Origin of the sequence: Streptococcus sp. CF8_Ac1-9 (genome assembly GCF_024295565.1) — a bacterium.
GTDB lineage: Bacteria > Bacillota > Bacilli > Lactobacillales > Streptococcaceae > Streptococcus > Streptococcus parasanguinis_X.
This window is the reverse complement of sequence record NZ_JANCOY010000001.1, coordinates 345914-371909: the sequence shown is the minus strand read 5'-3', so window position 1 is coordinate 371909 and position 25996 is coordinate 345914. Positions and strand designations below refer to the sequence as shown.

General features: G+C 42.2%; 24 protein-coding genes and 3 tRNA genes. 25 read left to right on the top strand and 2 right to left on the bottom strand.

The genetic code is table 11. The annotated features are described in order from the left end of the window. The first annotated feature begins 5 nt into the window (after positions 1–5). From NML76_RS01810 to NML76_RS01745, 14 genes are all read left to right on the top strand, one after another. Positions 6–848, top strand: a complete 843-nt coding sequence (locus tag NML76_RS01810; RefSeq protein ID WP_254732704.1) for an SGNH/GDSL hydrolase family protein — start codon at positions 6–8, stop codon at positions 846–848. Then, positions 817–1449, top strand: coding sequence for a YpmS family protein (locus NML76_RS01805; protein ID WP_195189824.1), 633 nt, complete (start codon positions 817–819; stop codon positions 1447–1449). The genes NML76_RS01810 and NML76_RS01805 overlap by 32 nt, the downstream gene beginning before the upstream one ends. Before the next feature lie 655 nt (positions 1450–2104). Further along, positions 2105–3667: a 2-isopropylmalate synthase gene (locus NML76_RS01800; protein ID WP_195189825.1), complete on the top strand. Its 1563-nt coding sequence runs from the start codon at positions 2105–2107 to the stop codon at positions 3665–3667. A 12-nt stretch (positions 3668–3679) separates the two neighbouring features. Continuing rightward, on the top strand, positions 3680–4717 hold the full coding sequence (leuB, locus tag NML76_RS01795) for a 3-isopropylmalate dehydrogenase (RefSeq protein ID WP_049473039.1): 1038 nt from the start codon (positions 3680–3682) through the stop codon (positions 4715–4717). Between the two features lies 1 nt (position 4718). Further along, entirely contained in the window at positions 4719–4997 is a 279-nt protein-coding gene (locus NML76_RS01790; protein ID WP_150905996.1) for a DUF1294 domain-containing protein, read from the top strand. 24 nt (positions 4998–5021) lie between these two features. Next, the gene (gene leuC / locus NML76_RS01785; RefSeq protein ID WP_195189826.1) at positions 5022–6404 is read left to right on the top strand and encodes a 3-isopropylmalate dehydratase large subunit; all 1383 of its coding nucleotides are present in this window, start codon (positions 5022–5024) and stop codon (positions 6402–6404) included. Positions 6405–6415: 11 nt separating this feature from the next. Next, complete coding sequence (gene leuD, locus NML76_RS01780) at positions 6416–7006, top strand: 3-isopropylmalate dehydratase small subunit (RefSeq protein ID WP_003003580.1); 591 nt, start codon at positions 6416–6418, stop codon at positions 7004–7006. 98 nt (positions 7007–7104) lie between these two features. After that, entirely contained in the window at positions 7105–7890 is a 786-nt protein-coding gene (locus NML76_RS01775) for an L-threonylcarbamoyladenylate synthase (RefSeq protein ID WP_003003291.1), read from the top strand. A gap of 99 nt (positions 7891–7989) precedes the next feature. Continuing rightward, complete coding sequence (locus tag NML76_RS01770) at positions 7990–8355, top strand: hypothetical protein (protein WP_195189827.1); 366 nt, start codon at positions 7990–7992, stop codon at positions 8353–8355. Positions 8356–8411: 56 nt separating this feature from the next. Next, the gene (locus NML76_RS01765; protein ID WP_195189828.1) at positions 8412–8822 is read left to right on the top strand and encodes a hypothetical protein; all 411 of its coding nucleotides are present in this window, start codon (positions 8412–8414) and stop codon (positions 8820–8822) included. A 367-nt stretch (positions 8823–9189) separates the two neighbouring features. Beyond that, positions 9190–9966: an SDR family oxidoreductase gene (locus NML76_RS01760; protein ID WP_118095094.1), complete on the top strand. Its 777-nt coding sequence runs from the start codon at positions 9190–9192 to the stop codon at positions 9964–9966. Further along, positions 9963–11105, top strand: a complete 1143-nt coding sequence (locus NML76_RS01755) for a glycosyltransferase (RefSeq protein ID WP_195189829.1) — start codon at positions 9963–9965, stop codon at positions 11103–11105. The genes NML76_RS01760 and NML76_RS01755 overlap by 4 nt, the downstream gene beginning before the upstream one ends. Beyond that, the gene (locus NML76_RS01750; RefSeq protein WP_195189830.1) at positions 11098–11754 is read left to right on the top strand and encodes a hypothetical protein; all 657 of its coding nucleotides are present in this window, start codon (positions 11098–11100) and stop codon (positions 11752–11754) included. Before NML76_RS01755 ends, NML76_RS01750 begins: the two co-directional genes overlap by 8 nt. After that, positions 11714–12997 (top strand): glycosyltransferase, encoded by a 1284-nt coding sequence (locus NML76_RS01745; protein WP_195189831.1) that lies wholly within the window; start codon positions 11714–11716, stop codon positions 12995–12997. Before NML76_RS01750 ends, NML76_RS01745 begins: the two co-directional genes overlap by 41 nt. 82 nt (positions 12998–13079) lie before the next feature. Here NML76_RS01745 and plsY read toward each other — a convergent pair whose 3' ends face one another. Further along, positions 13080–13724 carry a glycerol-3-phosphate 1-O-acyltransferase PlsY gene (gene plsY, locus NML76_RS01740; protein ID WP_195189832.1) on the bottom strand — a complete coding sequence of 215 codons (645 nt, stop codon included), beginning with the start codon at positions 13722–13724 and terminating at the stop codon, positions 13080–13082. 187 nt (positions 13725–13911) lie between these two features. Here plsY and parE point away from each other — a divergent pair, with 187 nt between their 5' ends. From parE to NML76_RS01685, 11 genes are all read left to right on the top strand, one after another. Then, complete coding sequence (gene parE, locus NML76_RS01735) at positions 13912–15861, top strand: DNA topoisomerase IV subunit B (protein WP_254732532.1); 1950 nt, start codon at positions 13912–13914, stop codon at positions 15859–15861. A 489-nt stretch (positions 15862–16350) separates the two neighbouring features. Continuing rightward, positions 16351–16755 carry a hypothetical protein gene (locus tag NML76_RS01730; protein WP_049515018.1) on the top strand — a complete coding sequence of 135 codons (405 nt, stop codon included), beginning with the start codon at positions 16351–16353 and terminating at the stop codon, positions 16753–16755. A gap of 591 nt (positions 16756–17346) precedes the next feature. Beyond that, on the top strand, positions 17347–18165 hold the full coding sequence (locus tag NML76_RS01725) for an aminoglycoside 6-adenylyltransferase (RefSeq protein ID WP_049515019.1): 819 nt from the start codon (positions 17347–17349) through the stop codon (positions 18163–18165). Positions 18166–18337: 172 nt separating this feature from the next. Further along, a complete protein-coding gene (gene parC, locus NML76_RS01720) occupies positions 18338–20791 on the top strand; it encodes a DNA topoisomerase IV subunit A (RefSeq protein WP_254732530.1) in 2454 nt (817 codons plus the stop codon). Between the two features lie 175 nt (positions 20792–20966). Beyond that, entirely contained in the window at positions 20967–21989 is a 1023-nt protein-coding gene (locus tag NML76_RS01715) for a branched-chain amino acid aminotransferase (RefSeq protein WP_070450115.1), read from the top strand. 234 nt (positions 21990–22223) lie between these two features. Then, positions 22224–22454 carry a DUF2969 domain-containing protein gene (locus NML76_RS01710; protein WP_031576999.1) on the top strand — a complete coding sequence of 77 codons (231 nt, stop codon included), beginning with the start codon at positions 22224–22226 and terminating at the stop codon, positions 22452–22454. Positions 22455–22506: 52 nt separating this feature from the next. Next, positions 22507–22587, top strand: a tRNA-Tyr gene (locus NML76_RS01705). A gap of 49 nt (positions 22588–22636) precedes the next feature. After that, a tRNA-Gln gene (locus NML76_RS01700) sits at positions 22637–22708 on the top strand. A 168-nt stretch (positions 22709–22876) separates the two neighbouring features. Then, positions 22877–24076 carry a 30S ribosomal protein S1 gene (rpsA, locus tag NML76_RS01695; protein WP_061604646.1) on the top strand — a complete coding sequence of 400 codons (1200 nt, stop codon included), beginning with the start codon at positions 22877–22879 and terminating at the stop codon, positions 24074–24076. A gap of 231 nt (positions 24077–24307) precedes the next feature. Further along, positions 24308–24379 (top strand) — tRNA-Arg (locus NML76_RS01690). 56 nt (positions 24380–24435) lie between these two features. Then, positions 24436–24852, top strand: a complete 417-nt coding sequence (locus tag NML76_RS01685) for an NUDIX hydrolase (protein ID WP_045759394.1) — start codon at positions 24436–24438, stop codon at positions 24850–24852. Between the two features lie 44 nt (positions 24853–24896). On the opposite strand, the gene NML76_RS01680 is transcribed toward NML76_RS01685, so the two are convergent. Continuing rightward, complete coding sequence (locus NML76_RS01680) at positions 24897–25883, bottom strand: L-lactate dehydrogenase (RefSeq protein ID WP_021153137.1); 987 nt, start codon at positions 25881–25883, stop codon at positions 24897–24899. Positions 25884–25996 lie beyond the last annotated feature (113 nt).

Genomic DNA, 25996 nt, shown 5'->3' with positions numbered 1-25996 from the left:
TTCATATGAATCTTAAAAAAATGATGCAAGGCTTGGTTTTCTTTTTAACCAGCCTTCTTGTCTTTATCTTTCTATTTCGTGCTCTGCTACCAACTGCGTCTCCTCGCATGACCAAGCCCAAAACGGCTGCGAAAGAAATCACCTATACTTATGTAGCTCTAGGGGATTCACTGACCGAAGGAGTAGGGGATAGCACCAAGCAAGGGGGCTTCGTGCCCATCCTTGCCCAAAGTCTGTCCAATGAAAATGACGGCCAGTATCAGCCTGTCAACTATGGAGTAGCTGGAAATACAAGTGCTCAGATCTTAGATCGACTCAAGAAGCAAACAGATCTTCAGAAGGATCTCAAAAAGGCGCGTGTCATGACCTTAACAGTTGGAGGAAATGATCTGCGCAAAGTCGTTGTCGATCATCTGAGTGACTTTTCCCTATCGGATATCCAAAAGCCGCTCAAGAGTTATACAGCGAACCTCAAAGAAATTATTACAAAGGCCAGAAAGGACAATCCCCATCTTCCTATTTATGTAGTGGGGATCTACAATCCTCTTTACCTGAATTTTCCTGAATTAACCAGTATCCAGACGGCTGTCGATCGTTGGAATGAGACGACGGAAGAAACCATCGCGCAATATGATCAGGTCTATTTCGTTCCGATCAATGATCTGCTCTATAAAGGCATTGATGGCAAAATGGGCGTATCAGAAATCAGTGACGGGAAGACAACCGTTATCAATGATGCCCTGTATGAAGAGGATAGTTTCCACCCCAACAATACGGGCTATGAAAAGATGAAACAAGCAATATTGGAGAAAATCAATGCCACGAAGAAAACTTGGAGTCAAAAATAATCCCATCAAAGAGAAGGTCCCCTTCCTTCAAAAAATTAATATTTGGAAATGGTTATTTTTAGGTTTGGTCAGCCTTCTCTTAGCCTTGGCTTTAGTTGTGCAAGGACGCTTAGCGACGCCAAGGGAAGATGTTAGCCAGCTTCATCAAACAGTTGGCACCAAAGATGTCAAAGTTGGAACTATGACAACGACTCGTGATCAACTCAATGATACCATCAAATCGCTCCTGAAAAAATATAAGCTGTCCGACTACAAGGTCTATGCGGACAATCAGCAAATCCTATTAGAAGGGCAGTTGAGTCTCTTAGGGAAGGATTATCCCTTATATATTTACTTTCAACCATCCAAATTGGAAAACGGGAACATCCTCTTGACGGTGAAGGATTTTTCAGTCGGAACCTTTCAAATTCCACAAAGGATGGTTTTGCAGCTCTTGAGCAAGAATAAAACTATTCCAGAATTTATCCAAATTTCTCCAAAACAGTCTACCATCACCATTGTATTGCCAGAAATTGACAATGACTTCGGAATCTATGTCAAGGCCAATACCATTGACCTCTATAATGACAAGATCGTTTTTGATTTGTATCAGAAGAAGTAGAGCGAAAGAGACTATCCAGATTGAAGTCAATGTCATCTTAGAAACTTTCCTTAGTCTCAATAATTCCGAGAGAGTGGGACAGAAATCGGTAATTCGTTAGAATTCGATTTCGTCGTCCCACCTCCGCACAGTTGAGTAGGGCTGTAAAAGCTGATGAAATCAGCGTAGTAGAGCCCACTCAACCACTGCGTCTTGCTCGACAATCCAAAAACAATTGAGAGGCTAGGACTTTTGTCCCAGCCTCTTTTCTTACGGCTGAAAGTTTCATTATATGATGTGTTTAAATGATCCTAATTGTTTATATCATTATAATTTTTTAAGAGCATCTCAGTTTTCTTATGTAAAAACAGGCTGTCAATAGTCTAACTAGAACTGAAAGCTCTATTTTGTTTCTATTCAAAAAATTCAGAATATTGTAGAAAATTCTTGACATTGCTTTTTCCCTATGCTAAAATACTAAACAAGACATTGAACAAAGGAGAAAGTCAAACATGAAAACAGCTAAGTTTATTCAATTTGCTTTGTTGTTGAGGTATAAGGGCTAGTGCAGAAGCATTAGTCCTGTTTGGCTTACCAAGCGGGCAAAAACATCTCGCTTGGTTAACCGAGTGAGATGTTTTTCTTTATATCCACTACATAGAAATGAGGAGACCCTATGCGTAAAGTTGAATTTTTAGATACCAGCCTTCGGGATGGCGAACAGACTCCAGGAGTTAATTTTTCTATCAAAGAAAAGATTGCCATTGCTAAACAATTGGAAAAATGGGGCATTTCTGCTATTGAAGCAGGTTTTCCTGCAGCTAGTCCGGATTCCTTCACTGCTGTTCAAGAGATTGCGAAGGTCTTGACCAAGACAGCCGTGACAGGTTTGGCCCGTTCTGTCAAATCAGATATTGACGCTTGTTATGAAGCCTTGAAGGATGCCAAGTATCCACAAATTCACGTCTTTATCGCAACCAGTCCCATTCACCGGGAGTTTAAACTCAACAAGACCAAGGAAGAAATTCTTGAAGCCATCAAAGAGCACGTTTCTTACGCTCGCTCAAAATTTGAGATTGTGGAGTTCTCTCCCGAAGATGCGACCCGGACAGAATTGGATTTCCTCTTGCAAGTTGTCCAGACTGCAGTCGATGCTGGTGCTAGCTACATCAATATTCCTGATACAGTCGGTTTCACGACACCAGCAGAGTACGGAGCTATTTTCAAATACTTGATCGACCATGTCAAGACAGACCGCGAGATTATCTATTCCCCTCATTGCCATGATGACCTAGGAATGGCCGTGGCGAATAGCCTCGCTGCTGTTAAAAATGGTGCCCGTCGTGTCGAAGGAACCATTAATGGGATCGGGGAGCGGGCCGGCAATGCGGCACTTGAAGAAGTAGCGGTTGCTCTCAATATCCGTGAAGACTATTTCCAAGTTGAAAGTCCGATTGTCCTTAATGAAACCATCAACACTTCTGAGTTGGTCTCTCGTTACTCTGGTATTCCAATTCCTAAAAACAAGGCGGTTGTTGGTGGCAATGCCTTCTCACACGAGTCTGGGATTCACCAAGACGGGGTTCTTAAAAATCCTCTTACTTATGAAATCATCACCCCTGAGCTGGTGGGTGTCAAGAGCAATAGCCTCCCTCTTGGAAAATTGTCTGGTCGCCATGCCTTTGTCGAAAAACTGCATGAGTTGGGACTGGAATTTACAGAAGAGGACATCAAGCCGTTGTTTGCGAAGTTCAAATCTCTGGCAGACAAGAAACACGAGATCACAGATGCCGATATCCGCGCCCTTGTAGCCGGTACAGCAGTTGATAATCCAGAAGGATTCCAATTTAACGATCTCCGCTTAACCACCAATGCAGACGAAACGATTACAGCAGCAGTTAGCCTCCGCAATGAAGAAGGGGAAGTGCTTGAATTCCTTGCTAATGGTCAAGGGTCAGTTGAAGCGATCTTTAATGCGATTGATAAATTCTTCAACCAAACTGTTCGTTTGACATCTTATAATATCGATGCAGTGACTGATGGGATCGATGCCCAAGCCCGTGTCTTGGTATCCGTGGAAAATGTCGATACAGATACGATTTTCAATGCCTCTGGTTTGGACTTCGACGTATTGAAAGCCTCTGCCATCGCTTATATCAATGCTAATACGCTGGTTCAAAAAGAGAATGCGGGTGAGATGGGACGAGCTGTCTCCTACCGTGATCTTCCACAAGCCTAAGAGGAAATGAACATGACAAAGAAAATTGTAACACTTGCAGGAGATGGAATTGGCCCTGAGATCATGGCAGCTGGACTAGAGGTTCTTGCAGCCGTTGCTCCCAAAATCGGCTTTGATTATAGTTTAGAAGACAAACCTTTTGGGGGTGCTGGGATTGATGCCGCTGGGCATCCTCTTCCCCAAGATACTCTAAAAGCAGCTAAAGGAGCGGATGCTATTCTTCTCGCAGCCATCGGGAGTCCTGAGTATGACAATGCTCCTGTTCGTCCCGAACAAGGCTTGCTCGCTATTCGCAAGGAATTAAATCTCTTTGCAAATATTCGTCCTGTACGAATTTTTGACGCCTTAAAACATCTGTCTCCTTTGAAACCAGAGCGTATCGAGGGTGTCGACTTTGTAGTCGTGCGAGAATTGACAGGTGGGATTTACTTTGGAGAGCATATCTTGAAAGAAGATACAGCACGCGATATCAATGATTACAGTGCAGAAGAAATCCGTCGGATTATGCGCCAAGCCTTCAAGATCGCCCAAGGACGTGGCAAGAAAGTGACCAGTATCGATAAGCAAAATGTCCTTGCAACTTCTAAATTGTGGCGTCAAGTGGCAGAAGAAGTTGCCAAAGAATTTCCAGATGTGACCTTAGAGCACCAGCTTGTCGATAGTGCGGCCATGATCATGATTACCAATCCAGCCCGCTTTGATGTTGTAGTGACAGAGAATCTATTCGGAGATATCTTATCTGACGAATCGAGCGTCCTTCCTGGAACACTAGGCGTGATGCCGTCTGCCAGTCATTCTGACCAAGGACCAAGCATGTACGAACCGATTCACGGTTCAGCACCTGATATTGCAGGTCAAGGCATTGCCAATCCGATTTCCATGATCCTGTCCGTTGCTATGATGCTCCGAGACAGTTTTGGAGAAACAGCAGGTGCAGAAATGATCGAAGAAGCCGTCAATCAAACCTTGAATCAAGGAATTTTGACACGGGATCTAGGTGGACAGGCTTCGACTGCTGAGATGACTGCAGCCATTATTGGGAATCTCTAAGATGACTTGGAGAGACCGCTGTTTAGTTCTTATTGCTATTTGGAATAGTATCGTATTTCTGACCTATGGTTTAGATAAACGAAAAGCTATCCAAAACAGGTGGCGGATTCCTGAAAAGGTCCTGTTACTCGAGAGCTGGCTACTTGGTGGATTCGGAGCTCTACTAGGTGGATATCTCTTTCACCACAAGGTGCGGAAATGGTATTTTCAAGCTACCTGGTGGGGCAGTAGCCTTCTTTTAGCAGGTGTCCTCTTTCTAATCCTTCAATGGATTTCCTAACAAGAAGATAAATGGAGAAAGACGATGAGTGGAAAATCTATCTTTGATAAACTTTGGGACCGCCACGTGATTACAGGAGTGGAAGGGCAACCCCAACTCATGTATGTGGACCAACACTACATCCACGAAGTGACAAGTCCGCAAGCCTTTCAAGGATTACGGGATGCAGGACGCAAAGTCCGACGACCCGATTTAACCTTTGGAACCTTTGATCACAATGTTCCAACGGTCAATATTTTTGATATTCGTGATGTGATTTCAAAAGCTCAGATTGATAAATTAGCTGAGAATGTGGTGGACTTTGGGATTGATCATGCTGCTCATGGTTCTGCTAAGCAAGGAATCGTTCATATGGTGGGACCTGAAACCGGTCGGACCCAGCCTGGAAAATTTATTGTCTGTGGAGACAGCCATACCGCAACCCACGGAGCCTTTGGTGCCATTGCTTTTGGGATCGGAACCAGTGAAGTGGAGCATGTCTTTGCCACCCAAACCATCTGGCAAGTCAAACCAAAGAAAATGTTGGTTGAATTCACCGGAACCCCACAAAAAGGGATCTATTCAAAGGATTACATCCTAGCTTTGATAGCGCGCTACGGTGTTGCTTATGGAGTTGGCTATGTCGTAGAGTTTCGGGGAGAAGCAATTGATCGCTTGACCATGGAAGAACGCATGACCATCTGTAACATGTCGATCGAGTTCGGGTCCAAAATGGGGATCATGAATCCAGATGAGACGACCTTTGACTACCTCCGAGGACGCGAATGTGTGCCAGATGATTTTGAGGCTGCAGTAGCTGATTGGAAGACTCTGGTTAGTGATGACGATGCCGTTTATGACAAGGTCATCCGAATGGACGTATCTGATCTTGCACCGATGGTGACTTGGGGGACCAATCCTTCTATGGGAGTGGACTTCGAGACTCCTTTTCCAGAGATTCGCGACATGAATGATGAACGGGCTTATCATTATATGGATCTAGAACCTGGTCAAAAACCAGCAGACATTGAATTAGGCTATATCTTTATCGGTTCTTGTACCAATGCGCGTCTCAGCGATTTGGAGTTGGCAGCCAAGTTTGTGAAAGGCAAAAAAATTGCGCCAAACTTAACTGCTATTGTGGTACCTGGCTCTCGTCCGGTTAAGCAAGCTGCCGAAAAATTAGGCTTAGACAAGATCTTCATGGATGCGGGCTTTGAATGGCGTGATCCAGGATGCTCCATGTGTCTAGGAATGAACCCAGACAAGGTTCCAGATGGGGTCCACTGTGCCTCTACTAGCAACCGGAACTTCGAAGACCGCCAAGGATTTGGGGCTAAGACCCATCTCTGTAGCCCAGCAATGGCCGCTGCAGCAGCAATCGCTGGTCGCTTTGTCGATGTGCGCCAAATGCCAGAAGTCGAGTAAAAGGAGGAAGCATGGAGAAATTTACCATTTATACAGGAACAACCGTTCCTTTGATGAACGATAATATTGATACCGACCAAATCCTCCCCAAGCAATTCTTAAAGTTAATTGATAAAAAAGGTTTTGGGAAATACCTCATGTATGCTTGGCGCTATTTGGATGACCAATATACTGAGGATCCAGATTTTATCTTTAACAAGCCAGAATACCGCAAGGCAACCATTTTGATCACTGGTGACAATTTTGGGGCTGGTTCCTCTCGGGAGCACGCAGCCTGGGCTTTAGCTGATTATGGCTTTAAAGTCGTTATCGCCGGCTCTTTCGGAGATATCCATTACAATAATGAGCTCAATAATGGCATGCTGCCGATTGTCCAACCACTAGAGGTTCGTCAAAAATTGGCAAGTTTGAAGCCGACAGATCCAGTGACGGTGGATTTGGAAGAGCAGAAGATCATCTCGCCTGTTGGAGAGTTTCGCTTTGAGATCGATCAAGATTGGAAGCACAAATTGCTCAATGGTTTGGATGATATCGGGATTACGCTTCAGTACGAAGACTTGATCGCAGCTTATGAGAAGAATCGGCCAGCCTACTGGCAATGATAAAATTGTATATCGAATTACGAATTTTCTGAAAATATATTGAATTTGAGACTATTTTTTGATACAATACTAAAAAGAATAGAAAAGGAAAGAGACTTATGACAAAACACATTCAATGGGACGGACAACTTTCACAAGAAGGATTTGACATTCTTAAAGGAGAAGGGGGCTGTATCGTCTGCCCTACCAAAGTTGGCTACATCATCATGACCAGTGACAAGGCTGGCTTGGAACGTAAATTCGAAGCCAAAGAACGCAACCGCAACAAACCAGGTGTGGTTCTTTGCGGAAGCATGGATGAACTTCGTGCCCTTGCGCAATTGAATCCTGAAATTGAAGCCTTCTACCAAAAACATTGGGATGAAGATATCTTGCTTGGTTGTATCCTTCCTTGGCGTGAAGATGCTTATGCAAAATTGCAGGCTTTCGGAGATGGACGTGAAGAACTCATGACAGACGTTCGTGGAACTTCATGCTTTGTCATCAAATTTGGTAAAGCTGGTGAGCAAATTGCCAAAGAAATGTGGGAAAAAGAAGGTAAGATGGTTTACGCTTCTTCAGCCAACCCTTCCGGTAAAGGTAACCGCGGGAAGGTCGAAGGAATCGGTGAGCGTATCGAAGGTGCTGTGGACTTGGTTATCGAAGCCGATGATTATGTAGCCTCTATCCAACCAGACAAGACCATTGAAACGCGCTATGAACAAGGCGTGATGGTCTCTATGGTTGATGCCGAAGGAAAACTCATCCCAGAACAAGGAGCAGGTAGCCGTTCTGTCAATACTTGTCCAGTTGTGATCCGTAAGGGATTGGATATTGATAAGATCATGATGCACTTATCTGATCATTTCAACTCTTGGAACTATCGCCAAGGGGAATACTATTAAGAAATAGAAAACAGCATTCCATTTGGGATGCTTTTTTTGTGAAAGGATAAAAGATGGTATAATAAAGTCAAACGATGTTCCAATAGAAGGGGAAGTGGTATGGTCTCCAGAAAAGCATTTATCGATAAAGCCAATCAGGAAGGTTTTTCCTTCAACATCCAAATCCCATGGTGGACGTACAATAACTTCAAGTCATTAGTTTGGAGAAAAAGGCTCTCTGAGGAGCAACTCTATCAGATCTTTCTTTTACTTTGTAGAGAGGTAGAAGACCGGCAAATGAAAGTAGTAGAGGATAAGAGGAAGTATCAGACCGGATTTTATATAGTGGCATGCAATGGCCGGGAGTTTCGCTTTGAGTTTGCTTTTAAAAAGAACCAACAACTAAGAGTTTATAATCTCTTTGAGACCGTCAATGGTCGTAAGAAACTCACCCTGATGGATCTGCTTGACTACATAATGGATTGACTGTGTATAGAAACAATAAGGGTTCACTACAGATTGATAAAAGAAAGAGTGGTTCTATGATTTCAAGAGATGCATTTTTAGAAAGAATCAACCAAGAGGGCTTCTCATTTAGCATTGAAATCCCGCGCAGAAATTTTTCGGATTTTACATCACTAGTTCGGAGAAGAAGAATTTCAGAAGAAGACCTCTATCAGCTGTTTTATAACTATTGCCAGGAGCTAGAAAAGTGTTTGAAAGAAGCAGGAGATAAGCGTCGCTTGCTCTTCAATAAGTTTCCAGTTAGCCCCGTTCATGATAAATATAAAACGAAATTTGATACAGTGGCACCCAACGGACGCGAATTCCGCTTTGAGTTTGTCTTTAGCAATGACAATCGTTTAAAAGTTTATCATCTTATCGAAACTGTTAATGGTCGTAGGAAAAAAACTCCTATGGAAATACTGATGGACTTAGTCAATGCTTTATAGTGGATACTGATCTAAGAGAAATCTTATGAGATACCTATTTCTTCTTGATTCCATTGAGCGTAGTGACTATAATGAGTGAGTTTAATAAAGCTACAGGTAGACTCTTGTTCCTCTGCTTGTTTGCTCTTGCTTTTTTATGTTGGTACTATTTGTAATCATCACAGCTCCAGTAGTTTTATTGAACCGACCTTTCCTATTTGATCGCCTAATAGCTAGTAGTTATCGAAGTACGGTTGGGAAATAGACAAAAAACAAAAGGACTCTATTTTTACGTTAGAGACCATTTTGACAAGTAGGGGTTGAACTGTAAAGCTGGAGAATGGTAGTAAGAGTTTTCTAACTGGTTGAAATTTGGTACACTAGAGCTATGAAGATAGAAGATACTATAAAAAAAGCAATCATTTTAGGCGCTACAGGAGGGATTGGCCGGCAGCTAGCGAAAGAATTGGCACAACGTTTGGAGCATCTGATTTTAGTGAGTCGAGATGCTGACAAACTCTCCCAAGTCCAAAAAGAACTAACTGGGAGTAAGGCGCAGCTTTCAATCCTAACATTAGATATGCTAGATCAAGTGGCTCTAGAAGCTTTTGTAGAGAGTCTAGATGCTGATCTTCTCGTCAATTGTGCGGGACTAGCCTATTTTTCCCTAGGATGTGACCTTGATTCAGCTAGTGAGCAAGACCTCTGGCAAGTCAATTACCATGTTCCGGTCCAACTAATTAAGCCATTAGTGAAGAAGAATCAGAAGATCCACTTGGTCCAGCTGTCATCTCTGGCTGCTCTTTTTCCTCATCCCTATTTAGCAGCCTACAGTGCTAGTAAGGCTGCTTTGCAGACCTACACTCTTGCTCTCCAGGAGGAACTGAAGCAATCAGATTCACCGATTCAGCTAGGTCTCTATATTCTTGGACCAGTCCAAACAGCTATTCTTCCTCCCAAACTAGTAGAAGCATTGGGTGGCGGTCGCTTGCAGATGAAGCCTGAGAAAGTCGCTCAGCAGTTGATCCGATTTATAGAAAGGGATACTTCCTATGCGATTATCGGGCTTCGCTATCGCTTGCTAGTTTGGCTAGGTAGCATGCTTCCCCAAAGGTGGATCATTCGTGTCCTCGCCAGGTATTTACGAAAGGGACTTGATAGATGAAATTTGTATTTATATTTTTAGCCGTTACTTATCTTCTTTTATTTCTCATCCGTTGGTTGCTGTCCTTCACTTATTATAAAAAAAGTCAGGTTCATACTGCGGACTTTCCAGAACAGCTTTTTACAGTGGTTCAACCCATCCTTTCTGGGGATCCTCGTTTAGAGAGTGATTTGCGGGCCAATCTCCAGCAAACTGAAGCAGTTGAATTCTACTGGTTGATTGATCAGTCTGATACAGAAGCCCAGCGAGTAGCAGATCAGATTTGTCAAGAGGCATCTTTTGCCCAACGCATTCGAATTTTTCTCATTGAAGACGTCCCTCAGGGGATTAATCCCAAGAGTTACAAGATTGAGCAGGTTGTAGAGGAGCTGACCCGTCCATATCTGATTGTTTTGGACGATGATAGTGTCATTGATTTTTCTAAAATGGGTGAGCTAACTGCCCATCTGGGTCAAGAGGTCATTCTGACAGGTATTCCTTATAACCAGGAGAGAAGCAATTTCTGGTCTAAGCTGGTTGCAGCATTTGTAAATGGCAATTCTTTTATTACCTATTTTACCATGGCAGAAGTTGAGGCGAATCACTCCATCAACGGGATGTTTTATATCCTACCGGTAGAACTTGCAAAAGGCCAGAAGCTCTTCACAGCAATTAAGGATTATCTATGTGATGATTTAGCCGTGGCTGATTTTTTAAGGAGTAAAGGTATATCCATTATTCAAACGCGAGTTACCTGTAATGTTCGAACCACTATCAAGGATGCCAAGCAATATTTGCTCCAGATGAAGCGTTGGCTTCTCTTTAGCTCTATCTATCTCAAGGAACACCTGGACTGGAAGGTCTTTTGTCTCATAGGTTTACCGAGTTTTCTACCTCTTCCAGGTTTGATCCTAAGTCTCATTTTAGGATGGCCTTATCTTCTTCTAGCCTTAAGCTTACTGGTATTCAAGGCAGTATGGATGCTCCTCTATCGGCAAAGCATTCTATCCAATCGTCTACACTTGGATGAAGTCATCTATGAAGTGCTGAATGATCTCCTGCTTCCTTGGTTGTTTGTCTATGTTCTATTGACTCCTCCTGTGATAAACTGGCGAGGACGGAAGATTCGTGTGACGGACGGAAAGATTCGTTATGAGTAAGATGAAGTCCTATCTAGACCGTTTGTCTGCTTTATCACTTGATCAGACCATGCTAAACTCTAATCGCTTGGTTCTCTTTCTCAGTGGGAGCAGTGATGTCACTTGTGCCGGGCTGACAGCTGGGCAGCTAGATCTCCTCCATGCGATTTGTCCATCAGGTTATAGAGTAGTAGCCAGCAATTTTCCCTTCAATCAAGATTTTGAACATATAAAATTTCCTCAAGTATCCCTACTGTCGGCTTCTGCATCCAATATCATCTACTATTGGCATACGATTTTGAACCCTGTTTTCCAAAAGATGTTACAGAAGCACTTGTCTCCCTTGTTGGAAGCGCAGGAAGTGGTTCTTGTTTGTAAGAGCTCAGGGGTCAATATGCTGACCCAGTGGCTCAGAAGTTTAGGGAATCAGGTCTCCCTTCCAAGATTGCGTGTGATAGCGCTTGGCCCTGTTTCCCAGCTTCTCTTACGTCAAAAGGAGCTAGAACTACTGGTCATCAAAGGAAAGAAAGATCCTTATTCACGTATCCTGGATCACCACTCAGCAGATATCCAAGTGGATACGGATCATTATAGCTATGAATACAGAGAAGATGTGAAAGGAATCATCTATGACTGGATTAGAAAAAGTGATAAAAATCGATTTAATTAGCGTTCCCTTTAGTGGCCATTTATTTCCGACTTTGACTTTGGTCAAGCCCTTGCTGGAGGATCCGCGTTTTCAGATTCGTGTCATTACAGGTTTTCAGAAAAAGGCATTGGTTGAGCGGATTGGTTTTGACTGCCTTGCCTTATTTCCTGATCGTCCGACAGTGATGGAAGATATAGCCAATACAGCCAAGCAAGCAAATCTCTTTATCATGTACCAACAATTAGGGGCCAATAGCAGACTGATACCTGAAGTTTTTGACGAAATAACTCGAATTTGGAACTCTGAGGGGAGACCAGACTTGATCATTGCAGATTTTGTAGCCGCTCCTGCTGGAGTTTTAGCAGATCGTTTGGGCATTCCCTGGATTACGACCATTCCAAGTCCAGTAGCGATTGAAAGTCGCACGACAACGCCTGCTTATCTAGGTGGCTGGAAACCGCACCAGGGAATCTTCTACAAGTGGAGAGATGCGCTGGGTAGGCAAGTCATCCGTCTGGCAAAGAAGGTTGGATTTGCGCTGGTTAAGAAGAATCTCGATACCCTAGAGGATTTCAAATTGTACCGTGAAGATGGGACAGAAGCCATCTATTCTCCCTATTCAATCTTGGCTCTGGGCATGAAAGAGTTGGAGTTTCGAGACGATTTTCCATCCCAACTCAAATGGATTGGTTATCGCTGTCTCTCTTTTGACCACCTTCCTCAAGAACAGAAACAGTATTTTATGAGTTCTAAAAAGCGGGTCCTCGTCACTTGCGGCACTCATTTAAAATGGGAAAAAGAGCGGATGGTGGAGTTGGCAAAGCTTTTGAGCCAAGAACATCCTGACTATGTCTTTTACGTAACCCTAGGTGACCCTAGTGGTTTGGAGCATCCACCAAGGATGTTGTCAGATAATCTTCTGATTTTTGATTACCTCCCTTATTCAGATGTTCTGGATCAAATGGACTTTGCCATTCATCATGCAGGTGCTGGGATTTTGATGGGGTGTATCGAAGAGGGGATTCCTAGTCTGATTTTGCCCCAGGACTATGACCAGTTTGACAATGCGGTTCGGGCTGAGTTATTCCAAGTAGGATTGGTTTCTCGTAAAAAGACGAATTCCGAAGTCTTGCGTTTATTTAATGAATTGGTTTCGCGGGAGGATTGGAATCATCTAAAGGTCCTCGCTCAACGTTGCAAAGCTTATCAACCGACAGAGATACTTTATCAAGAAATCGAGAGACTCCTGAAAGTGAAGTTATAAAAGAAAGATAAGGGAGAGACTCCTATTTGTTTTCTTCCAGAGATCTTCTATTTAATGAATATAAAAAACTAGAGCGCTTACTCTAGTTTTTTGGTTGTTGATGGGTGATGTTTTTTCCCCATGGGATGAGATTTTCTTTTTTCTCCTTGATCCGTTGGATATTGTCCTTATGTCGAAGAATGATCAAGGTAGCTAAGGCCAGGACAATGATTGTAAAAAGCGGATCATAACCGTGCAAGATCCATCCAGTCAAAGGAAGAAGGAGGACCGATAAAATGGCGAGTAGCGCAACGGTAATACTCGAAAACGAAATCATACTGGTTAAATAAAGGCTGGCTACAAAATAAACAGCTAAAATGAGTAGCAAGATAGGCGAGAAACCAAGTAAGACACCAGCACTCGTCGCCACTGCTTTTCCACCCTTGAATCCAGCAAAAATTGGGAAAGTGTGACCCAAAACGGCTAAGAGACCAAAGACCATCGGCGAGATCCCCTGAATTCCAAAGAAAGTCGGAAGGAGAACGGCTAAAGTCCCTTTTAAGAAATCAATCGCAAAGACGATGATCCCAGCTTTCTTCCCTAAAATTCGAAAGGTATTGGTCGTTCCTGTATTGCCCGAGCCATGTTCCCGTATATTAATATGGAAAAAGATTTTCCCAATCCATAATCCCGAAGGAATGGAGCCTAATAGATAGGCTAAAATTAAAACACTTATTTCTTTTATCATACTTTCATTATAACAAAAAGCCATCAATAGAAAAAGCAATTTTTTGAGTTCAAGTGTGACATCTGAAGAAAGTGCTCAGCCAGCATTTTATACTGATATATAGAAATCTCCATATAAAGAGAAAAAATTTTGCAAAATTTCCTAAAAAACTGTAATATAGAAAAGATGAACAAACAGGAGGTTCCTTGTGGCAAAAAAGGAAATCAATATTAATAATTATAATGACGATGCCATTCAGGTACTAGAAGGGTTGGATGCGGTCCGTAAACGTCCAGGGATGTATATCGGATCGACCGACGGAAATGGCTTACATCACATGGTCTGGGAGATCGTGGATAATGCGGTCGATGAAGCCTTGTCTGGCTTTGGATCACAAATCGATGTAACGATTAATAAAGATGGTTCTCTATCGGTAGAAGACCAGGGACGTGGAATGCCGACCGGGATGCATGCTATGGGCAAACCAACCGTTGAGGTGATCTTTACGGTCCTCCACGCCGGAGGGAAGTTTGGCCAAGGAGGCTATAAGACATCTGGAGGTCTTCATGGAGTGGGATCTTCTGTCGTCAATGCCCTTTCTAGCTGGCTAGAGGTAGAAATTACGCGTGATGGAGCTGTCTACAAGCAACGTTTTGAAGATGGGGGAAAACCAGTTACAACCCTCGAAAAGATTGGCTCTGCTCCCAAGTCTAAGACAGGGACCAAGGTCACCTTCATGCCAGATCCAACCATCTTTTCAACGACGGATTTCAAATTTAATACCATTGCTGAGCGGATCAAAGAATCAGCCTTCTTGCTTAAGGACGTGACGCTGACGCTGACCGACCTCCGCAAGGAAGAAGACAACCATGTGGCCTTTCATTATGAAAATGGTGTCCAAGATTTTGTAGAGTACTTGAACGAAGATAAGGAAACTTTGACACCTGTTCTCTACTTTAGTGGCGAATCAGATGGTTTTCAGGTAGAAGTGGCCATGCAATACAATGATGGTTACTCAGATAATATCTTGTCCTTCGTTAATAATGTCCGTACCAAAGATGGGGGAACCCATGAGACAGGTCTTAAGACAGCCATTACCAAGGCCATGAACGACTATGCAAGAAAGACGGGTCTTCTCAAAGAAAAAGACAAGAACCTAGAGGGATCAGACTACCGCGAAGGTTTGTCTGCTGTTCTTTCGATCTTGGTTCCAGAAGCCCATTTGCAATTCGAAGGGCAAACCAAAGACAAATTAGGAAGTCCCTTGGCTCGTCCAGTTGTCGATAGCATTGTTTCTGATAAATTGACCTTCTTCCTCATGGAAAATGGGGAGTTGGCTTCTAATCTGATTCGTAAGGCTATAAAGGCCCGGGATGCGCGTGAAGCCGCTCGAAAAGCGCGGGATGAAAGTCGAAATGGCAAGAAGAGCAAAAAGGACAAGGGACTTTTGTCTGGTAAATTGACACCTGCCCAGTCTAAAAATCCTAAGAAAAACGAACTCTATCTAGTCGAAGGAGACTCAGCCGGCGGTTCTGCCAAACAAGGACGGGACCGGAAGTTCCAAGCGATTCTTCCACTTCGTGGGAAGGTTCTTAATACTGAGAAGGCCAATATGAGTGATATCCTCAAGAACGAGGAAATCAACACCATGATTTACACCATCGGTGCTGGTGTTGGGGCAGATTTCTCAGTGGAAGATGCTAACTATGATAAGATCATCATCATGACCGATGCGGATACGGATGGGGCCCACATTCAAACCCTCCTCTTAACTTTCTTCTATCGCTATATGCGCCCTTTGGTAGAAGCAGGACATGTCTACATTGCCCTTCCTCCTCTTTATAAGATGTCTAAGGGCAAAGGCAAGAAAGAAGAAGTAGCCTATGCATGGACAGATAGCGAATTAGAAGAGTTGCGTCGGACCTTTGGTCGTGGAGCAACCCTCCAACGTTACAAAGGGTTGGGGGAGATGAATGCGGACCAGCTTTGGGAAACCACCATGAACCCAGAAACCCGCACCCTGATCCGTGTCACCATTGATGATTTAGCGCGTGCAGAACGCCGTGTCTCCGTCCTTATGGGAGATAAGGCTGCACCACGTCGTCAATGGATTGAAGACAATGTTAAGTTTACGCTTGAGGAGAGTGGGGTGTTTTAGTGTGAAAAATAAAAATCGTTTATGGATTACTGTTCCTGTTAGTGGTTTGTTAACTCTATATTTTATTAGGTTGATCAAGATTTGGATTGCTATTATAACCAATAGCAAGTCTAATGAATTAGATTTGTTATCATTAGAAAACAAAATAGTTCTAGTAACATTTATTAGTATAATGATTTTTCTTTTTAAAGTCGGTCTATCGTATAACGATAAAAAAAAGAATTTATTAACTTTTTTAATATCTATATGTGCTATTTTTACTTTAGTTTCGTACTTTATTTCTGTGGGTAATAAGCAAGTTAGTAATCTTTTTGTTTTTTTTACTTATATTTTTTTAAATCTGTTGACTTATTTAGCTTATGATGTTGTTTTAATAGTTTATAAGTGGTTAATTAAAGATGAATCTACCATGGCCCCTAAATTGACACTTATTTGGGCCTTAATCACATTTTTAATTACGATTTTATTTAAATTTTAGTGGAGAGACTAATGGAAGATCTTTTATGTTATTTAAAAAAGTTTGGCTTAGGTATTGAGTTTATTTTTATTGCTACTTATTCGATAATTTGTTGTATAAAAGTGATTATTTTTAAAAATAGTGATACTATAAAAAGTATTCTAGCACAGAGGAAAGGCTTAATTGCACAATCATTTGAGATTTTTCAAACTAAGGATTATGTTGTTACATTAGTTCTTGGAATAATATGTATACTACTACTTTCTATCATAATTCATTTCAAGTGGAAAAATGTAACAAATGATCCAACAAATTTTATAGGGATGTTCATATATATAATTCTTCTTATTCTAATTATTGTAATTTATTGGGATCCAGTACTTCTGACTTTTGGAATTATATGTGCAATAGGATTGGGAGTTACAAAGAACTTATAGTTATCTATTATCCTAGTTAAGAAAGTAAGAGTATGAATTTGAACACAAATTACGCAAATTAATAATTACATTAAATATATTATTGTTTTTGTTTTATGATAATTTTCAACGAGTGACCACGCCCTAAATGCTGTATGAAAACTTATTACCGATTTTTGGAAATATGTTTTGAAATTACAGAAAGGATAGTTTGTTTCCAGACGTGGCGGTAATTGAATGCAGGACTATTTTCTTATGAAAAAGATAAATCGCCTTGGAGTACTGCAGGATATTTAGGTAGTTCGAATTGTTCTTTTATTCTATGTAGTACATTCAAATCATTTCACTTGAGGATATAAAGGGAGAGCGATTTCTATTCTGTTTATATATGGAAATTATTGAAAGACTTTCTAATTTTATTTTTCTTACTTCTAGTTAGCCTCTTTATGAGTAGGGGGATTTTTAAAGTTCAAGGGCAATTTCTTAAGAGGATCATTAACATCCATTTAGCGAAACATGTTATTACGATCATATCGTTTTTTCCATTTGTTTCTCTTTATTTTGATAAAAATTAACAATTCCAGGTATCTCATAGCCATGAAGGAGTAAAAGATGAGAACTGATACAGAAATGATGAATCTGATTTTGCAAATAGCTGATACTCTAGAAGTAGAAGCAATTGCCTTATCCGGTTCGCGAGCCAATCCTTGGGCACCCAAAGACGAGTTTCAAGATTATGATGTGGTCTATATCGTTGATGATCTGGAAGACCTGATTTCATATTTATCCTGGTTGGATCAGTACGGAAATCGACTCATCGAACAGCACAACCGTCTGGGACATCGTCGTCTGTATCTCATGCTATTTGAAGACGGCAACCGTATCGATTTGACCCTCTGTCCCAAGGAGTATATCCAAGAGTGGGTGGACAGCGAAGCAAATTTTGAAGTTATAAAAGACGACAAAGGCTTGTTTGAAGCCTATCAGCCTAATTCCAAGCGCTACTGGACCGCTCCTCCTACTGAAGAGGAATTTGCAGCCGCCTGCAATGAATTTTGGTGGGTATCGGCATATGTCGTAAAGGCCATTCGAAGAAATCAGCTTATTTATGCGACCGACCACCTCTATGGCATTTGTCAGCAAGAATTGCTTAAGGTCATAGCTTGGCAGGTGACAAGCGATAGGGGAATAGTTGATATCGGAAAGAACTACAAGTACCTCTTCCAGTATCTACCAGCCGGGCAAGAGAAGGAGTTCTCAGCTTTGCTTGATTTATCTAGTTTCGATAAAATCATTCAGTCTTTATTTGCTACCATGGGGCTATTCAATCGAGAAGCTCAAATTCTGGCTCAAAAGATGGGGGTTACTTACGATATGGAAGTTCCAGAGAAAATGATTTCTTATGCTAAAGAGAAACTTTCTAATCGTTAATGAATCTATTTTAAACATCAGAAAGGAACGTTTGGTTACTTGGTGTGACTGAATTCCTTTTTCTACAAAAGACTACTCAACATTCTTTGAAAGGAGTTGAACACGCCCTGAGTGCTGTGTGAAAAAGATAAATTTCTAATTTTCACTTTGTATTTTAAGGGCTTTGTATCTTATGTCTAATATTCAAAATATGTCCCTAGAGGACATCATGGGGGAGCGCTTTGGTCGCTACTCCAAATACATTATTCAAGAACGGGCTCTTCCTGATATTCGGGATGGCTTGAAACCTGTTCAACGGCGGATTCTTTATTCTATGAATAAGGATGGCAATACCCATGACAAGGGCTACCGCAAGTCTGCCAAGTCTGTCGGAAATATCATGGGGAATTTTCACCCTCACGGGGATTCTTCTATCTATGATGCCATGGTCCGTATGTCTCAAGACTGGAAGAACCGCGAGATCCTAGTCGAAATGCACGGAAACAATGGCTCCATGGACGGTGATCCACCAGCGGCCATGCGTTATACGGAAGCGCGTTTGTCCGAAATCGCTGGTTATCTTTTGCAAGATATCGAAAAGAACACAGTGCCCTTTGCCTGGAACTTTGACGATACAGAAAAAGAGCCAACTGTTTTGCCGGCGGCCTTTCCAAACCTTTTGGTCAATGGAGCTACAGGAATTTCAGCTGGTTACGCGACAGATATTCCGCCACATAATCTCGCTGAAGTCATCGATGCCGTGGTCTACATGATCGACCATCCATCTGCCAAGGTAGACAAGCTCATGGAGTTTCTACCTGGGCCTGACTTCCCGACTGGTGCCATTATCCAAGGGCGTGATGAGATCAAGAAAGCCTATGAAACTGGTAAGGGCCGGGTGGTTGTCCGCTCTAAGACAGAAATCGAGCAACTCAAAGGTGGTAAGCAACAAATCGTGGTCACCGAGATTCCTTATGAGATCAACAAGGCAGTCTTGGTCAAGAAGATCGACGATGTCCGTGTTAACAACAAGGTTGCCGGTATCGCAGAAGTTCGGGATGAGTCTGACCGTGACGGTCTTCGTATTGCCATTGAGCTCAAAAAAGATGCCAATGCAGATTTGATTTTGAACTACTTGTTCAAGTATACGGATTTGCAGGTCAACTACAACTTCAATATGGTGGCAATTGACAACTACACACCACGTCAGGTGGGGATTGTGCCAATCCTGTCTAGCTACATTGCTCACCGTCGGGATATCATTGTCGCTCGCTCGCGCTTTGATAAGGAAAAGGCAGAACGACGGCTCCACATCGTAGAGGGCTTGATCCGCGTCATTTCTATCCTCGATGAAGTCATCGCCTTGATCCGCGCTTCTGAAAACAAGGCAGATGCCAAGGAAAACCTCAAGGTCAGCTACGATTTCACGGAAGAACAAGCAGAAGCTATTGTTACTTTGCAATTGTACCGTTTGACCAATACGGATATCGTGACATTGGAAGAAGAGCATGCCAGTCTCAAGGAGCAAATCGCGACCTTGGCAGCCATCATTGGGGATGAACGGACTATGTTTAACCTCATGAAGAAGGAATTGCGTGAAGTCAAGAAGCTCTTTGGTAACCCTCGTCGCAGTGAGTTGCAAGACACTGCTAAAACGATTGAGATCGATACAGCTAGTCTGATCGTTGAAGAGGAAACCTTCGTCAGCGTGACCCGTGCGGGTTACATTAAACGGACCTCTCCTCGTTCCTTCAATGCGTCGACAGTGGAAGAAGTCGGTAAGCGGGACGACGATGAATTGATTTTCGTAGAGCCTGCTAAGACCACTCAGCATCTCTTACTCTTTACCAACTTGGGGAATGCCATTTATCGACCAATTCACGAATTGACAGATACCAAGTGGAAGGATATCGGAGAGCACCTCAGTCAAACCTTGACCAATTTCGAGCAAGAGGAAGAAATTCTCTTTGCGGAGATTGTGGATCAGTTTGAGGGAGTTACCTACTTTGCAGCAACCCAACAAGGTCAAATCAAGCGCTTTGAACGCAAGGAATTGAGCCCATGGCGGACTTATCGTTCTAAATCGACTAAGTATGCTAAGCTAAAAGATCAAGACGACCGTATCGTAGCAGTTGCGCCAGTTGTTCTTGAAGATATCATGATCATTACTAAAAATGGGTATGGGTTGCGCTTCAATGTTGAGGAGGTCCCTGTCGTAGGAGCCAAAGCAGCAGGGGTCAAAGCCATTAACCTCAAAGATGGGGACCAAGTTGTGGCCGTCTTTAAGTCAACGACGCCAAGCATGTACATTCTGACTCATAGAGGTAGTCTGAAACGGATGTTACAAGACGATATTCCTGTGACCAGTCGGGCCAAACGGGGACTACAGGTCTTGCGTGAGTTGAAAAATAAACCACACCGCGTCTTCAAGGCAGGTCCAGTCTTCACTGACCAGGGAGATTTTGATCTCTTTACGAGCCAAGATGAAGTGGCAGAACAAGATCAAATTCTTCAGATCACTTCTACAACAGGGCAGGTGACAGAAATTGATTTGACGCAATTAAGCATTTCTGAAAGAACAAGCAATGGATCCTTTGTCAACGATACCATTTCGGATCAAGAAGTTTTTTCAGCTACCATCAAATAAAAGAAAGCGTCGGTCCATTCTAGGACTGACTTTCTTTAAAAATAAATTTTCTGAAAATTGAAAATTTCGCTTGAAATTCTCATGAAATGGTGTACAATAGTGTACATAGATTGAGAAACTGAATCGACCTGCATCAGATCGACTAGGAATAGAAAGAATTAAAAGGAGCATTATCATGACAGTATCACTTGATTGGGAAAACCTTGGCTTTTCATATATGAAATTACCTTATCGCTATTTGGCATATTATCGCAATGGAGCTTGGGAAAAAGGGGAATTGACAGAAGATGCGACTTTGCATTTGTCCGAATCTTCTCCAAGTTTGCATTACGGTCAGCAAGCCTTTGAAGGGTTGAAAGCCTACCGTACAAAAGATGGAAGTATCCAATTGTTCCGTCCAGATCAAAACGCTAAACGTTTGCAACGCACAGCAGATCGGTTGCTGATGCCTCAAGTACCTGTTGACATGTTTGTAGATGCTTGTAAGGCAGTGGTAAAAGCCAATGAAGAGTATGTTCCACCATATGGTACAGGAGCTACCCTTTACCTTCGTCCACTTTTGATTGGGGTTGGTGATATTATTGGTGTGCATCCAGCAGATGAGTATATCTTTACCATCTTTGCCATGCCTGTCGGTAACTATTTTAAAGGTGGTTTGGTCCCAACGAACTTCTTGATTCAAGATGAGTATGACCGTGCTGCACCACATGGTACAGGGGCTGCAAAAGTTGGTGGGAACTACGCAGCTAGTATGTTGCCAGGTAAGATTGCGCATGATCGTAACTTCTCTGACGTGATTTACCTCGATCCAGCGACTCACACCAAGATTGAAGAAGTTGGTTCTGCAAACTTCTTTGGTATCACTGCTAATAACGAATTTGTGACGCCATTGAGTCCGTCTATTTTGCCATCGATCACCAAGTACTCTTTGCTTTACTTGGCAGAACACCGTCTTGGTATGACACCAATTGAAGGGGATGTCTTTATTAATGAGCTGGATCGCTTTGTAGAAGCAGGAGCTTGTGGTACCGCAGCTGTCATCTCTCCGATCGGAGGTGTTCAACACGGTGATGACTTCCATGTCTTCTATTCTGAAACAGAAGTAGGTCCTATCACACGTAAGCTCTATGACGAGTTGACCGGTATCCAATTTGGCGATGTCGAAGCGCCAGAAGGATGGATTGTCAAAGTCGATTAAACCGAAAGCATCTGAGATAAAAGTGTCCAGGCTTCAATGAGAACGAGTCTTAACGAAGGACGTAGTAGCTAAAGTTTCTCTTCATTCGCTTTTAGGCTCAAAAGAGTGCCGAATGACCTTTTCGGGGGTGGGAGAAAGAAGGAATTTCTAACTAAATTCTTTCTGCCCACTCCCTTTTCTCTTGCGTCATCAAGAGAATTTTTGTAAAATAGAAAAAGTGAAAAGAGGGTTGAAATGAGTAAAAAAGATAAGAAAATTGAGATTCAAATCGTTGATAGTAAAGTAATCGTCGGGAAAGACACTTTTGATGGGTTCACTTTGTCCATCGGTAAGAAAACGATTGGTGAAATTGCAGACATGGCAGGTCAATTTGCCATTATCAAAAATGGAAATGTGGATTCACTTTACAAAAAGCTTGAAAAAGCCGTTGAAATTTTAATAGAAAATTATAATTTGAATAAATAAGGGCTTGCAATCATAGTAAATCAATGGTATAATAGATCCTGTTGATTTATATGGAGAGATAGCGAAGAGGCTAAACGCGGCGGACTGTAAATCCGCTCCTTCGGGTTCGGGGGTTCGAATCCCTCTCTCTCCATTAGCGTTCATTGTGATGATGATAAAGTGACTGATGTCAGCGCTCTTTTTGGGGTATAGCCAAGCGGTAAGGCAAGGGACTTTGACTCCCTCATGCGTTGGTTCGAATCCAGCTACCCCAGTTCTTAGGTAATATCAGATAAGTGATAAAATATCTATCCAGGTATTTTATTTCTTTATAGGATGAGTCGTTAAAGATTGTAGTTGATCTCATTGCGAGTGCTTGCTTAGGAAAAATAATTATAAGTATGTCAAGTTTTAGAAAACTTGATTGTTGGAGGATTTTTTAGATGAATGAATTTGAAGATTTGCTAAACAGTGTTAGCCAAGTTGAACCAGGTGACGTTGTTACTGCTGAAGTATTGACAGTTGACGCGAACCAAGCTAACGTTGCAATCTCTGGAACTGGTGTCGAAGGTGTCTTGACTCTTCGCGAATTGACAAACGATCGTGATGCTGACATCAACGACTTGGTAAAACCAGGTGAAACACTTGAATTGCTTGTTCTTCGTCAAGTAGTTGGGAAAGATACTGATACAGTAACTTACCTTGTATCTAAAAAACGTTTGGAAGCTCGCAAAGCATGGGACAAATTGGTCGGACGTGAAGAAGAAGTTGTTACTGTTAAAGGAACTCGCGCTGTTAAGGGCGGACTTTCAGTAGAATTTGAAGGACTTCGTGGATTTATTCCAGCTTCAATGCTTGATACTCGTTTTGTACGTAACACTGAACGTTTCGTAGGTCAAGAATTTGATGCTAAAATCAAAGAAGTAGATCCAAAAGAAAACCGCTTTATTCTTTCACGTCGTGAAGTTGTTGAAGCTGAATCAGCTGCAGCACGCGCAGAAGTATTTGGTAAATTGAACGTTGGTGATATCGTAACTGGTAAAGTTGCACGTATCACAAGCTTCGGTGCTTTCATTGACCTTGGTGGTGTTGATGGATTGGTTCACTTGACAGAATTGTCACACGAACGCAACGTATCACCTAAATCAGTTGTAACTGTTGGTGAAGAAATCCAAGTGAAAGTTCTTGACTTGAACGAAGAAGAAGGTCGTGTATCACTTTCATTGAAAGCTACAACACCTGGACCTTGGGATGGCGTAGAACAAAAATTGGCTGCTGGTGATGTGATCGAAGGAACTGTTAAACGTTTGACTGACTTTGGTGCATTCGTGGAAGTATTGCCAGGTATTGACGGACTTGTACACATCTCACAAATTTCACACAAACGTGTTGAAAATCCAAAAGATGTTCTTAAAGTTGGACAAGAAGTAACTGTTAAAGTTCTTGAAGTAAATGCTGCAGATGAACGTGTATCACTTTCTATCAAAGCTCTTGAAGAACGTCCAGCTCAAGAAGAAGGCGAAAAACAAGAAAAACGTCAATCTCGCCCACGTCGTCCAAAACAAGAAAAACGCGACTTTGATCTTCCAGAAACTCAAACTGGATTCTCAATGGCTGACTTGTTTGGCGATATCGAATTGTAATATTCAAAAGAGGCTGGGACAAAAGTCCTAGCCTCTCAATTATTTTTGAATTGTCGAGCAAGACGCAGTGGTTGAGTGGGCTCTACTACGCTGATTTCATCAGCTTTTACAGCCCTACTCAACTGTGCGGGGGTGGGACGACGAAATCGAATTCTAACGAATTACCGATTTCTGTTCCACTCTCTTTTTTACTTGTAAAATTTTTGAAAATTTGATATACTATAACAGTTGCCACCCTTAGTGTAATGGATATCACGTAAGATTCCGGTTCTTGAGATGGGGGTTCGATTCCCTCAGGGTGGATGATTCATAACGAGGCTCCTCGGAGTCTTTTTTGCTCTTTCTTGGAGGAACATGCAATGACAGTAAAATTAATCGCCCATACCTTGATTGAGAAAGACGGGAAGTATCTGCTTATCAAACGCTCGAAAATAAAGCGAGGTCTCCCTAATGTCTATCCATCTTATTGGGATATTCCAGGTGGAAGTGTAGAAGAGAATGAATTGCCCAGAGAGGCTGCTCTACGTGAGGCTATTGAGGAGGTTAATCAAAAGCTTCGGATTAATAAGATTATCCACGAAGATAGTCAATTTGATGCCAGCAAAGATACTGTCTTTACACGCCTAGTTTATGCTGGCGAGATTTTGGAAGAGCGTGATTTTATATTAGATCCAGAAGAGCATACAGACTTTAAATGGATTTCTTCTTTGAAAGACATAGAGAGCAATCTCGTTGTGCCTTATTTGCTTGAAATCCTTGCTGACAAATCCAAATAAAGCAGCTAAAAAACATCCCCTTTTAATAAGGAGATGATTTTTTCTTAGTTTTTAGAAGCTTCTTGGAATTCAGGGTTTTTCCATGCTTCATCAATGATTGCTTGCAATTCATCAGCAGAAGCTTTCATTTTTTGTTGTTCTGCATCGTTCAATGGGATGTTCACTGGACGTACAATACCGTGTGCACCTACGATGGCAGGTTGACCGATAAAGACGTTGCTAACACCATATTGACCTTCTTGGAATACAGAAAGTGGAAGTACTGCATTTTCATCATCAAGGATTGCTTTAGTGATACGAGCAAGGGCAACAGCGATACCGTAGTATGTAGCACCTTTTTTGTTGATGATGGTGTAAGCAGCATCACGAACACCTTCGAACAATTCGATCAATTCAGTTTCTTGAACGTTTTGAGTGTCTTTAAGGAATTCTTCAAGGTTTACACCAGCGATGTTAGCGTGTGACCATACAGCGAATTCTGAGTCTCCATGTTCACCCATGATGTAGGCGTGCACTGAACGAGCATCAACGTCCAATTTTTCAGCAAGTGCTTGACGGAAACGAGCTGAGTCAAGAGAAGTACCAGAACCGATAACGCGTTCTTTAGGGAATCCTGAGAATTTCCATGTAGAGTATGTCAAAACGTCAACTGGGTTAGCAGCTACAAGGAAGATACCGTTAAATCCTGATTCAATAACTTGTGTTACGATTGATTTGTTAATGGCAAGGTTTTTACCAACAAGATCAAGGCGAGTTTCACCTGGTTTTTGAGGAGCACCTGCAGTAATTACAACAAGGTCAGCATCCGCACAGTCAGCGTACTCAGCCGCATAGATCTTCTTAGGTGAAGTGAAGGCAAGGGCGTGGCTAAGGTCAAGCGCATCTCCGACAGCTTTTTCGTGCAATTGAGGAATTTCGATAATTCCAAGCTCTTGTGCAATTCCTTGGTTGACAAGTGCAAATGCATAAGATGAACCTACGGCACCGTCACCGACAAGGATAACTTTTTTGTGTTGTTTAGTCAAATCCATGAGTCTAAACGTCTCCTTCATTTTTTTTTGAGATAGATTCTCATACGACTTCATTCTACCACTTTTGAAAGTCTTTGTCATCTGAAACAGTATGAATCCTTGATGTAAACGTT